Genomic DNA, 14,806 nt, shown 5'->3' with positions numbered 1-14,806 from the left:
ACTTCGTAAGTCTTTCGCTGGCTGAAGGCTGTAATATGCCAACAGACAAGACCAATGAACTAACCTATTCGCTACGCAAACTATTCACCGGGTTGGCAACTGCTGCCTTTACCGTTTGGAAGCTTAGCGTAAACAGTGCCGCCAGCAGCATACCTGCGCCGCTTGTCACAAATATCCACCAACTGATAGTGGTACGGTCGGCAAAACTTTCCATCCATTTGTTCATGGCATACCAGGCCAGCGGGGTAACTATTGCAAAAGCCAGCACTATCAGCAATATTAATTCGGTTGATAGCAGTGTAACAATCTGCGCCACCGATGCGCCAAGCACTTTACGCACACCAATTTCTTTTGTGCGTAAATTGGTGGTGTACATAGCCAGGCCCAATAAACCTAAACAGCTGATAAATATGGATAAGCCCGTTGCCCAGGTAAGCAAGTTAGATGTATGTTGCTCTGATTCATAAAACTTTTCGATGTTTTTATCATAAAAACTATAATCAAAGTCATCATCCGGGTATAGTTCCTTCCAAATCTTCTGCATACCATCAATGGCTTTTTTCCAATCGTTACCACCGGCTGATTGCGGTTTTAAAGCTATATGGAAAGTGCGGTTTTGAGACTTACGGAGTGGTATAAGTATGGCAAGCGGCTTAATGGCATCATGTAATGATTTTTGATAAAAATCGGCAACCACGCCTGCAATTTCCATTTTCTTGTTATCATTATAATCAAGTATTTTACCTATCGCATCTGATGGCTTTTTAAAGCCAAGTGTCCGGGCGTAAGTATTATTAATTATCAAAGCCTTTGTTGAATCGGCTTGTGTAATATTGCGGCCGGCAAGCAGTTTGATATTATAAACCTTCAGGTAGTTTTCATCCCCAAATTTTTGCTGAACGTCTGTTTTAACTTCTTTTTTACCGTCCTTGTAAGTAGCCTCGGTGCTGTTGGTATTGCCCGAGGATGGCGGGTTGCTGCCAATGGCCATTATTTCAATTTGAGGGATGGCGGCAATCCTGTTTTTAAAAACCTGCTTTGTTCCTTCATCCATATTTTTATATGGGATGGATATATTGACAATAGCATCCTTTTTAAAGCCCAGATCTTTGTGCAGGGCGTAATAAATTTGCTTGCTTACCAATATGGTAGCCATGATAAAAAATTGCGCTATTACAAACTGAACCGTAGTTAACGATTTACGCAGAAACGCGTTACGGGTTTTACTTGTGCCCGAGTGCGCCTGGTTTTTAAACACATCAACTGGCTTATAGCCCGATAATACAAGCGCGGGGTAAAAACCGGATAATATACTTACAACCACCACTAATGCAAGCATAAACAGCAGGATATTGCCATTGTGCAGGTAATCAACCGTGATACCTTTGGGGGTAAAATCGGCAAATAGTTTAAGGATGGATGGCGCTGCCAGCAACGCTATAATTACAGCAAAAATGGTTACCAGGAAGGTTTCGCTTAAAAATTGTGTTATCAGTTGGCGGCGGGTGCTTCCCATTGTTTTGCGGATGCCTATTTCTTTGGCCCGTTGGGATGCCTGGGCCGTTGTAAGGTTTACAAAATTGATGCAACCTAATATCAGCAAAAATGCAGCGATAACCAATAAGCCATATAAGGTTGTTTTGCTTGCTGTGTGCCCACCATCAAAAGTGTTGTATTCTTTGTTAAAGTGCAGATCGCTTAAGGGCTGCAAATGAAAAACCTGGGTATTGCCTGCGTCTTCCTTTTTAGGCGGATTATGTTTTTTTAGCAATACATTCAGCTGCTTTTCAACATTGGCTGCCGATGCGTTATCTGCAAGTTTAACGAACAACACGGATGCCGAAGTGGTACTTCCCCATTCTGTTAACTGAAGATTATCCTTCAGGGCAGGGTTGGCCAGGCCTGTACTATAGGATATAAAATCGTGAAAATTAAAGTCGGTATTTTCTTTTGGAGTTTGCACAATACCGGTAACGGTTGTTTTAATGGTATCATAAGTTACTGTTTTACCAAGCATCTGGCCGTATGGTAATTTGGGGAAATATATCTTAGCCTGATCTGACGTTAGCACCACCTGGTAAGGTTCATTCAGCGCCGTTTTAGCCGACCCTGCAAGCCAGTTATAATCAAGCAGTTTAAAATACCTGCCATCGGCCAAAACAATGTTATCATGATTCTTAAACCTCGTAGGCACATCTTTTTTATTAGCTATAAATACGTTGATGCCACCATCGGTAAAAAACGGCACAACCTCTTTTACCCCCGTTACTTCGGCTTTTACAGCCCCCGCCAGTGGCCCGGTAACGCCACCGTTATACCCCACATTGCCCGAGAATGAATACTCGGTAACCACGCGGTAAATCTTATCGCTGTCCCTTCGGTTTTTATCAAACGCAAAATCATAATTTACAATAACGTAAATTACCAACGCGGCACTAATGCCGATAGACAAACCTACAATGTTGATCATTGTAAATAACTTGTGCCGTCCGAAATTACGGAACGCAATCTTGAAGTAATTTTTTATCATGGCTGAAAATTAAATTCTAATATCTAAATCCTAAACTCTAAATGTTAATTTCTAAACTCTAAAGAATAAATCCCAAAAGGAAAAACCCAATGACCAATGACAGCGCAGCAAATGACCAATGACTAACTCACTCACTTCTTAAGCTCCGGGTCGGATTCGCCATCGCGGCTTTTATTGTTTGAAAACTTGATGTTATCAGTGCGGTTACCAACATGCCACCGCCGCTTAGTACAAAAATCCACCAGCTGATGCTGGTACGGTCGGCAAAGCTTTGCATCCATTTGTTCATGGCGTACCATGCTAATGGCGTAACCATTGCAAATGCCAGCAGGATAAGTAAAATCAACTCAGTTGATAGCAGCGCAACTATCTGCAATACGGTGGCGCCAAGAACTTTACGTACCCCTATCTCTTTAGTACGCTGATTGGTATTGTAAATGGCCAGGCCTAACAAACCCAGGCAGCTAATGAATATAGACAATCCCGTTGCCCAGGCTAATAAGGTTGAGGTATGCTGCTCGGCATCGTAGAACCTGGCAATATTTTCGTCAAAAAAGTGGTATTCAAAATCATCTTCGGGATAAATTTCCTTCCATGATGTTTCCATCGCGGCAATCGCCTTTTTCCAGTCATCGCCACCTGCCGACTGTGGTTTTAATGCAATGTGAAAGGTACCGTTGTTATAGTTATTATGCTCAGTTAAAATACATGTCGGACTAATTGGCGCGTGTAATGATTCGGCATGAAAATCATGCACCACGCCGATAATCTGCATTTTTACATCGCCGTTAAAATTATCGATGTACTTGCCTACCGCATTGGCCGGGTTTTTAAATCCAATGGCGTGGGCGTAAGTTTCATTTATTAAAAATGCCCTGTTGATATCGCCGGGCTGTAAATTGCGGCCTGCCAATAATTTAATATTATATACGTTGATGTAGTTTTCGTCGCCGAATTTTTCACCCAACTCCATTTTAATTTCCTTTTTGCCATCGCGAAAAGTGGCCTCGGTAGAGTTACCATTATCTGACGACGGCGCATCTTTACCCAGGCTTACCAATTGCACCTGGGGCAGCGCGGTTAGCTTATTTAAAAACACCTGGTTACGGCTTTCTGTACGGTTTTTCCATGGCGAATTGATGATCAAAATAGCATCTTTTTTTAAGCCCAGGTCTTTATGCAGCGCATAATATATTTGCTTGCTAACCAATACGGTAGCCATAATAAAAAATTGGGCTATTACAAATTGAGTTACCGTGAGCGATTTACGCAACCACGCATTCCGCGTTTTACTGCTGTTTGATGATGCCTGGTTTTTAAGTACCAAAACCGGTTTATAACCCGATAGTAAAACCGCCGGATAAAAACCGGATAACAAGCTCACTATAAATGTAAGCGCTAAGAGAAACACGATAAGATTGGGCTGATTTAAAAGATCTAACGTGATACCTTCGGGGATAAAATCTTTAAAAAGGTTAAGGATCACTGGTGCTATCAAAGCAGATATAGTAACGGCAATCAATGTAATAAAAAACGTCTCGCTTAAAAACTGGATGATGAGTTGTAAGCGACTGCTGCCCATTGTTTTACGGATACCTATTTCCTTTGCCCTTTGGGCAGCCTGTGCGGTTGTTAAGTTAACAAAGTTGATGCAACCTAATAGTAATAAAAACAAAGCGATAGCCAGTAAACCATAAAGTGTTGTTTTATTAGCTGTACGGCCACCGTAAAATGTGCCGTATAACCCGTTGAAATGAATATCGCTTAACGGCTGCAAAACAAAGCTGCGTGTATTGCCTTTGTTTGACGGGGTTGGCGGGTTATGTTTTTTTAATATATCGTTAAGCTGTTTGGTTATTTGAGCTACGGTTGTATTGGGCGATAGCCTTATAAATAACTGGGAAGCCGGCGTTGTACCACCCCAATGTTCGGGCCGCAGCTCCCTCTTTAAAGCCTGGTTATTTGTAGCCGAAGAGTAAGATATAAAGGCCTGCGATTTAAAATCGCTATTGCCTTTTAACGGTTCAACAATGCCGCTTACAACCGTGTTTAAAGTATCATAAATGATAACCCTGCCCATTATTTGGGTGTACGAAAGTTTGGGGAAATATTTTTTGGCCTGCGCTGTTGTAAGTACAACCTGGTTAGGGCCATTAAACGCGGTTTTAGCTTTGCCAGCAAGCCAGGTATAGTTAAAAAGCTCAAAATAGCGATCATCGGCCAATACCACATTATCCTGTAGTTTAAATTTAACAGGCACCCCGGATTTACCAGGGACAAATACATTTGGCTGATACAAAGCGAAGAACGGGGCAGCCACATCAACACCGCTAACCTGTGTACGCACGGCCTCGGGCAAGGGACCGCAAACACCACGATTATAAGCAGGTTCGCCGGCGTAGGTGTAATTGGAAACTATCCTATATACCCGGTCGCTATCATGAACCGATTTATCAAAAGTAAAATCAAAATGTACGATCAAATAAATAACCAGCGCCGAACTGATACCAATAGACAGCCCGATAACGTTGATAAACGTAAAAAACTTGTGCCGCCAAAAGTTTCGCAGGGCTATTTTAAAATAGTTTTTAATCATGTTGTTGGTTCATTAGTTCACTGGTTCATTAGTTCATTGGTACTTATCGCTTCATTACTTTGTAATGAGCCCCTCACTGCTTACTGCAAACTCACAACTGCCCACTCACTACTCACTCCGAAGGCTTTTCACCGGGTTTGCCGATGCTGCTTTGATGGATTGAAAGCTGATAGTTATAAAAGCGATTATCACTGCAATTATACCAGCCATTACAAATACCCACCATTGGATGCTGATGCGGAAGGCAAAATCAAGCAGCCACTTGCTCATGGAATACCATGCTACAGGTAATGCAATTACCGATGCAATAAGCACCAGCTTTAAAAAATCTTTGGATAGTTCGGTTACTATTTGTGGGATACTGGCACCCAATACCTTGCGCACGCCAATCTCTTTAACCCTTTGGGTAATAGTAAATGCCGACAAGCCGAATAACCCTAAACAAGCTATAAATATGGCAATGAACGAAAATATAGTGAACAGGGTTCCTTGCTGTTGCTCGCTATCATACAGTTTCTGGAATTTCTCATCCAAAAAGGTATATTCAAATGGTGTTTCGGGTTGATATTTTTTCCAGGTTTGCTGCAATGTATTTATGGCCGACTGCACGTTCCCGCCATCTATTTTAATGGATAGCCGGCCGTAATTATTATTCGCGAATGATGGCATAAGCAATAACAACGGGATGATATTTTGGTGCAGCGATTCGAAATGAAAATCATTAACCACGCCTATAACTTTTCCGTTTACACCGCCGTAACTTATTTCTTTGCCTATCGCGCTTTCCGGCGTTTTCCAACCTAATACTTTTGCAGCAGAAACATTTATGATATAGTTACTACTATCGGTAGCAAAATCTTTTGAAAAATTACGGCCAGCTGCCATCTTCATGCCATAGGTTGGGATAAACCCATAATCGGCATTAACGCACTTAACGTCGGCATTAACGGCCTGCACTGTACTACCTTGTATAACAGAAATGCCCTGATTATCCAGTAAACGACCTGACGGAATTCTTGATGATCGGCCAACACCCTTTATAGTTCCATTCTTCATCACTTCGTTTTTAAATACCTCAAACTGGCTTGGGCTAAATGCATTACCCATGGTTACCAAATGATCTTTATTAAAGCCAAGGGATTTTTGCTGCATGTACCTCAGTTGCTGAAATACAATGGTTGTGGCCACTATCAAAATAATAGAAATAGAAAACTGTAATACCACCAATACCTTACGGAATGAAATGTTGCCAGAGCCTACTTTTAACATCCCTTTTAAAACTTTGATCGGTTTAAACGACGACATAAAGATGGCCGGATAAATGCCGCTAATAATACCTATCACAAATGGCATAGCTACAATAGCCATAATTATTTGAGGCTGATATAACTGGCTAAACGAAAGCGTAAGCCCCGAAAATTTATTAATCAGCGGCATAATAAGCCAGGTGATAACCAGTGCCAGTATTAACGAAAAAGCGGTTATTAATACCGATTCACTTAAAAATTGGGTGATGATCTCTTTTTGCTGCGCGCCAATTACCTTGCGGATGCCAATCTCTTTAGCCCTTAAGGTTGACCGGGCTGTTGACAGGTTCATATAGTTGATACAGGCTATCAGTAAAATGAACAAGGCAATTGCCGAAAATATGTAAACCCTTTTGATATCGCCGTTTTGCTCTAACTCATCATCCAGGTGTGAGTTCAGATGGATGCTCAAAAATTTCTGGAATGATAATTTGCTGTTCTTTGATTCCTTATTGCCAACATACTTATCTAAAAAAGCCGGAAACTGCGAGGCCACATAATCAACATTGTAACCTTTGGGGAATAAAAGATAAGTAAAGAATGAATTATTGCTCCAATTAGTCTCCAGTCCTTTTTTTCCGTAGATAGCGTCATTATTCAAGGTATTAAAAGATAATAACATTTGTGGATGCAGCTGGGCATTTTCAGGGAAAGGTTCATATATCCCGGTAACCTTAAAGTTGTATTGATTATTCAGCCGGAGTTCCTTGTTCATTGGATCTTCATTGCCGAAATATTTGCGGGCCAGCTCTGGAGTCAGCATTAAAGTAAATGGTTCTTTAAGGGCTGTTTTAGGGTCACCATGAATTGTTTTTACACTAAAAAAATCAAAAAAATTCTCATCAGCAAAGTACGAGCCACGCTCATTAAATAACTTATCCTTATACCGCAATGAGGTTGATCCGTTGGATAATATCCGGGTAACTTTTTTTATATCCGAAAACTCGTTTTTCAGCAAGGGCCCAAACGGCGGCGCAACTGCACCCAAATGAAGCGTTTCTACCCCGTCGGGCGTATTAAAACTGCGTGTAACACGATAAATATCATCGGCATTGGCGTTAAACTTATCATAACTTGTCTCGTTAATCACATAAACCACAATCAGCAAACAGCAGCTTAACCCAACGGTTAATCCAAATATATTGATGAACGATATAAATTTGTGCCTGGTAATGTTCCGTAAAGCACTGCGTAAATAATTCTTTATCATAACGGTGTAGTTAAATTCTAAATCCCAAATCCTAAACTCTAAATCCTAAACTCTAATTGCTAAATTGACAGGCAATTTCTCACAACTCACAACTCACAACTCACAACTCACAACTCACAACTCACAACTCACAACTCACAACTCACAACTCACAACTCACAACTCACAACTCACAACTCACAACTCACAACTCACAACTCACCTACTCACAACTCACAACTCACCTACTCACCTACTCACAACTCACAACTCACWACTCACAACTCACAACTCACAACTCACAACTACTCACTACGTAGGCTCTTCACCGGGTTGGCCAGGGCCGCTTTTACCGATTGAAAGCTGATAGTTATTGCGGCCACCAGTAATGCAATACAGCCTGCTAATAAAAACACCCACCACTGGATGCTTATGCGGTAGGCAAAATCCTGCAGCCATTTGCTCATGGCGTACCAGGTTATGGGGAATGATATGAGCGATGCTATCACAATAAGTTTTAAAAACTCTTTTGATAGTAAGGTAGTAATACTGCCTGTTGATGCCCCCAAAACTTTACGGATGCCTATTTCTTTAACCCTAAGCCTGATCATGAATGCTGCCAGGCCAAACAAGCCCAGGCTGGCTATTATCAGGGCGACAACCGCAAACACCGTAAATATCTTGCCGGTTTGTTGTTCGGATGCGTAAAGCGATGCAAATTTTTCGTCGAGGAAAGAGTAGCTGAAAGGTAAATCAGTTTTAAAGCTATCCCATTGCGTACGCATATCGGCAATAAGGTTTTTAATATCTTTTGTTTTCACCTTAACCATAATTGAACTGATGCTGTGGCCGGGCAATAACATTAGTGGCGCAATTTTTTGTTTGGCCGATACATAATGAAAATCCTTAACCACCCCTACAACTGTATACTGTGCCCTTGCCGAGCGGACAATGGTTTTACCTATCGGGTCGCTTTTACCCCAGCCCAGATCACGCACCAGTGCCTCGTTAACAACTACTGCCATTGAATCGCCTGGGTACGACGGATAAAAATTACGCCCTTTTACTATCTGTATCCCTAAAGTGGGGATATAGTTTTCATCCACATGAAAAATATCAGTATGGATTTCGGCATGACCGCCTTTGTCATTAAATTCTTTGGCATCTATTTGGGTACCGTCAATACCACCTCTTGTACCGGGAACGCTACTGGATATTGTTGCATTAACCACCTGCGGATTACGCAGCAACTCCTGTTTAAAGGCGTCTATATTATTGCGTAACGAATAAGTTTCATTTATTACCAGTACCTGGTCTTTATCATAACCCAGCTTTTTGTTTTGCATGTAGTGCAATTGCTGATAAACTACAAATGTGGCTATAATGAGCGCGGTAGATACTGCAAACTGGAAAACGATAAGGCCGCTGCGTAAATAGTTTTTACTGGCCTGTTTGGTAGTACCGGTACCGCCCTTTAATACGGCAATGATCTGGAAGCCCGACAATACAAATGCAGGATAAATACCGGCTATAATACCAACCACAAACACAAGCAACAACTCGGTAACTATAGCTTGAAAATTTATAAAAAAACCAATATCGATGTGCTTACCCGAAAGATCATTAAAAACCGGCAACAGCAGGTACACGAATACGATGGCCAGCACCATGGCCCCTAAAGTAAGCAATACTGATTCGGTAAGGAACTGTGAAATAAGCCCGCTCTTTTCTGACCCTAATACTTTACGGATGCCAACTTCCTTGCTCCGTTTTGCCGAACTGGCGGTTGATAAATTGGTAAAGTTAATGCAGGCCAGCATCAAAATAAATATAGCCAAAACACCAAATATGTAAACGTAATGGATATCGCCATTGGCTTCCAGCTCGTATTTGGTTGCCGAGTGCAGGTGAATATCAGTTAAAGGCTGTAAATAAAACAGGAAGGTATTTACAGATTTGCTTGCCTCGGCCACGCTTACATTCATGTCATGGGCAATTTCGGGTACTACAAACTTTTTGACCAGGTCATTCGGAAACGCCGACTCCAGCTTTTTCGGGTCAGCGTTCTTGTTTAGTTTTATGTAGGTAAAATAACCAATGTTGCTCCAGGTTTGCTGCGCCGTTCTTACATAATTATTCATGCTAAAAAACGCGTCGCCATGAAAGTGGGAATTGTCGGGTACTTTTTCAATAACCCCGGTAACCTTATAAGGCTCCCCATCTACCAGTAACGATTGACCTACAGCCACCCCGCTACCAAAATATTTTTTTGCAAATGCTGCGGTGATTACGGTACTGTTGGGATCTTTTAGGCAGGTTTTGCCTTCGCCATCAATTAAGGGGATAGAAAATAGCTGCAGGAAATTTGCATCCACCATAAACAGGTGTTCTTCTTTAAATTTTTTGCCGTGATATTCAATAAATGATGGTTTATGGCCGGTAAGCCTGGTTACATCGCTTACCTGCGGATATTGATCTTTAATGCCTTTGGCCACGGCAACATCTACGTTGGGGTACTCGCTTGTGCCCGCGTTTTCAATAGTTTTAATACCAACACGATAAATCTGGCCGGCATCCTTAGGGTATCTGTCGTAACTTAGTTCACTGTATACATAGGCGGTTATCAGCATGCAGCAAGCCAGCCCAACCGAAAGGCCAAACACATTAATAAATGAAAATATTTTATTGCGTTTTAAACTACGCCAGGCGGTTTTAATATAATTTCTAAGCATTGTGATGTAATTACCAGCAATGCAGTTTAAAATACATACCAATTACAAAAACATCTGAAAATCAAGTAGTTAATTTACGATTCAATTTAAGAGTGTACGCAGGCGTAACAGTAGGTGTACGATTATGATACACGATGACCCGATCTGCTTTTATCGGATATCAATTTTATTATGCGATACCAGCGTATTTGTACAATCCCGGAACTTTACCAGGCCGGCTTCAGTAACGACTGCGCCGGTAACTTTGAAGTTATTATTTACTATCCTGATATTGGCAGTGCTTTTTGCATAAACCGCGTCGGCAGTGGGTGGTAAAATGAATGCATTACCTATCACCTCAATATTGTTGTGGACCTTTATTATATTGTTTTGGGTATTTTCGGGTGAGATCAAAATAACCGGACCGCCACATAAATTAAATTTATTGTTCCTGATTACTAAACCCTTAACCATACCCGATTCGTACCAACTTGCGGCATCGTCGGCCACGGCTATTGCGCTGTTGTTGGTACCTTGAAAAACGTTGTTTTCTATTACCCCCCCGCCACGCGTGGTAACCAAAACACCCCTTGTTGGGATGCGTTCAATAGTATTGTGAGCAATATAAACTCTGGGGGTCCAGGTAATATTTTCTACAACATCATTTGGTGCGATAGTATCGGTTAAAGGCGTTTTAAGGGTTAACAATATATCTTTATCATTTACCTTTACGGCATTGGATACGATGCTTACTCCATATTGCAAAAGGCTGTTTGAATGTACAAAAGCGATACTATCCTCCTTAACAAAAGCTTCAAAACCAAAAGTTTGGTTGTGCATAAACCTTACAAGTAACTGGTTGGGGCGGGGTTGATTTATAATGCGCAAATAGGTGCCATGCACATTAACAGCATCGTCATTGGCTCCCGATAGCCAGGAATTAATGATCGATATTTTGCCCCCGCAGCCCGAAAAATGTAAAATGTCGGCCCAGGCGGCACAGGTACGACCGGAGTTTTCGGCCGGCTTTACAAAAACAGAATCGATGGCGATATTCCGGCAAAACTGGCTTACCACTCCCATGCCATGCATAAAGTTGATATGGATGTTTTTTAACGCCAGGCTATTGCTTCGCACCAAAAAAATCCCTGCACAATCTCGCGTAATATCCCGGTTTTGATAAATTAGGCCGCTTTTAAATCCAGGATTGCTTTTAAAATAAACACTTACCTTATTTATGCCTGTTGCCGCATATTTTAACCCGTCCATATTGATATCAACGCGTTGCAAATGGCCTGTTGCAGGATTTAGCACCTGCCATAAGGACATCGGGTTATACCTCCAACCTTCCCCTTCCCAGGTAAGCAGACTATCTTTAATGCTATATTTTGAATCGGGATGAATTTTCAGGTCGGCGAAATTATCAGCGGTTTTCATCACTTCTAACTCCGATACGGTTGGCCTGTAATAATCATACGTGGCGCCATGTATTTTAATGTCATGGCTATGATCAATACAGGTTTCTATCATCTTCCCACGCATCAGCATTTTGGCGCCCAATGCCTCTATATCTACATAATTTGAACTATCAATATAGATAGCAATGGCCTTGGGAATGTAAGCATCATCATTAGTGTTCGATATAAAGAACTGCCTTTTAAAGCTTGTTTCCGGGTAAAAATTATACGTACCTTTTTTAAATATCAGCTTAACGTGTCTTTTGCTGCTGCCACGCGCCACCAGGAAAAGCGATTCCCTGAAATCGCCTGGGCCAGTAATCGTTATCCTGTCTCCTGCCGAAAAAATCCGCCGGTTAACCGGGTTAAAGGTTTTCCAGGGATGTTTTTTATCAACTCCCGAATCATCGTCATTCCCTTTTTCGGCATCAACATAATACATCGTATTGCCCGGCGATACTTTACGATTACTGATATCAGGATACTTTACTACGGCATACGAGGACAAACCAATATGAATAGTTGCAAAAGCTAAGAGAAAAGTTAAAAACCGAAACCCGGACTGCATGCTATTAATTACCTGCATTAAAAACATACGTTTTACCTGCAACTGACTTAAACTGATATTTAAATTCCTTATCAACCATCGTTCCCGGAATTTTTAACCCTTTGGCCAGCAGTTTATTGGGCGATCTTAAATTACACATCCCGCCTGCCAACGACTTTATTACAATGCTGGTAACTTTACCATCTTTCCACTCCATATCTGTAATCTCGAAATCACCGCGTGCTTTAAGGCCCTGTACGCTTCCGTTTAACCAGTTTTTTGGCAAAGCGGGTAATAGCTGAATTTCGTCGGTCTGGCTCTGGAGCAACATTTCGGTAACGCCGGCGGTATAACCAAAATTACCGTCTATCTGGAACGGCGGATGCGCGCATAGCAAATTGGCGTAAACTCCGCCGCCATTATTATAATCAACACCCGATCCACCTGCCAGGGTAATAAAATTATTCAGGATTTTGTAAGCATGATCGCCATCCTGCAGGCGTGCCCAAAAATTCATTTTCCAGGCCATTGACCACCCGGTTGAAACATCGCCGCGTGCCAATAGGCTTATTTTGGCGGCCTGCGCCAGTTCGGGCGTTTTTATAGTACTTATGCGCTTACCCGGATGCAGGCCAAACAAATTTGATGAGTGGCGGTGCGTATCTTTCGGGTCATCACGATCAGTTTCCCATTCCTGTAACTGACCCCATTTACCAATCTTAGGTTTTAGCAAGTGCTCCCGCATATCGGCAACATGATCGCGATAGGTTTTATCGGCGCCTAAAACATCTGCCGCCGATATATAATTGCTAAACAGGTCGTAAACTATTTCCTGGTCATAAGTTACCCCATCTTCGGTTGGCCCATGCTCGGGCGACCAGCCCAGTGGCGAAACCAGGGTGCCATCCGGGCGGCGTTTTAAATGATCGTCCCAAAACTCTACAATCTCTTTCAGTATAGGATAGGCAAAAGTTTGCAAATAGCTTTTGTCTTTAGTAAACGCATAATGTTCCCAAATACCCTGGGCATACCAGGCACTGCCGGGAGTGTTCCACAAAAAGCTCCCGCCGCCATATACACCATTTTCGGTTTTCACTGTCCAGCCGCGTACACCGGGATACTCTTTTTGCGTACTTACCTTTTTAACCTCGCGCATGCTATTGATATAATCAAGGTATGGTATGTGGCATTCCGAAAGATTGGTTGGTTCGGCCAGCCAATAATTCATCTGGATATTGATATTGGAGTGATAATCACTTCGCCATGGCGGATTATTGCTCTCGTTCCAAAGCCCCTGCAGGTTTGCGGGCAAGCCACCTTTGCGAGATGAATTGATTAATAAATAGCGCCCGTATTGATAAAGCAAAGCCTCCAGTTGCGGATCGGCCTGTTTTTTATAGCCAATCAAACGTTTATAGGTTGGCCCGGCGGCATCCGTTGGTGGTGTTGTACCCAGGTTTATGGCAACCCGGCCGAAAAGCGCCGAATAATCAGCTACATGGTTATCCAATAATTGCAGGTAGGTTTTGGCAGATGCCGCATCCAGGCTTTGTTTCACCTTTACACCTGGTGCTTCGCCACGCCAGTGTTGCTCGCGCTTGTTGCTGTAATTTGTAGCAGCCGAAAGTAAGATTGTAAAGCTATCCGCATTGCTGATGCTCAATTGCGAACCACCTTTATCATCATCCAAAATCACAGCTGTGCCACCAGTTAGCTTTATTTTAATACTTGCACTATATGTTAGACCATTATCAAGCCTACCTTCAAACTCCAATGTATTGCCACTGCCGGTTATTTTTGAGCCATGCGCATCTTTGAGACTGATGATAGCCGAGTAAGCCCCCTTTTTGTCGGCGGTATAATGTAAAACCATCGCCTTATCGGGGAAACTGCAAAAATACTCGCGTTTAAAAGCTATACCATTATCAGTATAAGTTGCCTGCTGTACAGCTTTACCTATATCCAGTTGCCTGCGATAATTAGCAGGTATTGCCTGTGTTGTATCCTTATTTTTAAAACTGATGAACAAATCGCCAAAGGCCTGGTAGGCGCCCGTCTCGTCTTCATCGCCTGTCCAGAGGCTTATTTCATTAAACTGGATATGCTCTTGCGCCAGGCCGCCAAAAACCATTCCGCCAAAGCGGCCATTTCCCATGGGGTAAGCTTCAGTCATCCAGGTTTTGGCTGGTTTATTGTCCCAAATAACTAAAGGGCTTGATTTTTCTACGGCTTTCTTTTGAGCGCATACCGGGTTAAAGGCTACCGCGCCAATAGCTACAAGGGCAATGCAAATTATCTTTTTGGTCATATTGGGTTTAAAGTAGGATGAGCTAAATATCTATATAAAACAATCGTATATAAACAGCAATATTAGCAAATGATTGCGTTTTTAGAACATCAAGAGTATTGTTACGGGTGGCAAAAATTTGTAAAAAAAGAACCTCCTGGACACATGCGGCCGGGAGGTTC

6 protein-coding genes are annotated in these 14,806 nt (G+C 42.2%); all 6 read right to left on the bottom strand.

Features of this window, described 5'->3' with window-relative positions:
- Positions 1 to 64 precede the first annotated feature (64 nt).
- Positions 65 to 2,530: an ABC transporter permease gene (locus tag AC1DXF_RS01585; RefSeq protein ID WP_477445419.1), complete on the bottom strand. Its 2,466-nt coding sequence runs from the start codon at positions 2,528 to 2,530 to the stop codon at positions 65 to 67.
- A 127-nt stretch (positions 2,531 to 2,657) separates the two neighbouring features.
- A complete protein-coding gene (locus AC1DXF_RS01580) occupies positions 2,658 to 5,126 on the bottom strand; it encodes an ABC transporter permease (protein ID WP_477445417.1) in 2,469 nt (822 codons plus the stop codon).
- A gap of 108 nt (positions 5,127 to 5,234) precedes the next feature.
- Positions 5,235 to 7,643, bottom strand: coding sequence for an ABC transporter permease (locus AC1DXF_RS01575; protein ID WP_477445415.1), 2,409 nt, complete (start codon positions 7,641 to 7,643; stop codon positions 5,235 to 5,237).
- Positions 7,644 to 7,927: 284 nt separating this feature from the next.
- A complete protein-coding gene (locus tag AC1DXF_RS01570; protein ID WP_477445413.1) occupies positions 7,928 to 10,354 on the bottom strand; it encodes an ABC transporter permease in 2,427 nt (808 codons plus the stop codon).
- Between the two features lie 150 nt (positions 10,355 to 10,504).
- Entirely contained in the window at positions 10,505 to 12,358 is a 1,854-nt protein-coding gene (locus tag AC1DXF_RS01565) for a right-handed parallel beta-helix repeat-containing protein (protein ID WP_477445411.1), read from the bottom strand.
- 4 nt (positions 12,359 to 12,362) lie between these two features.
- Positions 12,363 to 14,645 carry a glycoside hydrolase family 95 protein gene (locus AC1DXF_RS01560; protein WP_477445409.1) on the bottom strand — a complete coding sequence of 761 codons (2,283 nt, stop codon included), beginning with the start codon at positions 14,643 to 14,645 and terminating at the stop codon, positions 12,363 to 12,365.
- Between the last annotated feature and the right edge of the window lie 161 nt (positions 14,646 to 14,806).

The sequence above is a fragment of the Mucilaginibacter sp. P2_A5 genome (assembly GCF_056404995.1).
This window is presented reverse-complemented; position numbering and strand designations above follow the sequence as displayed.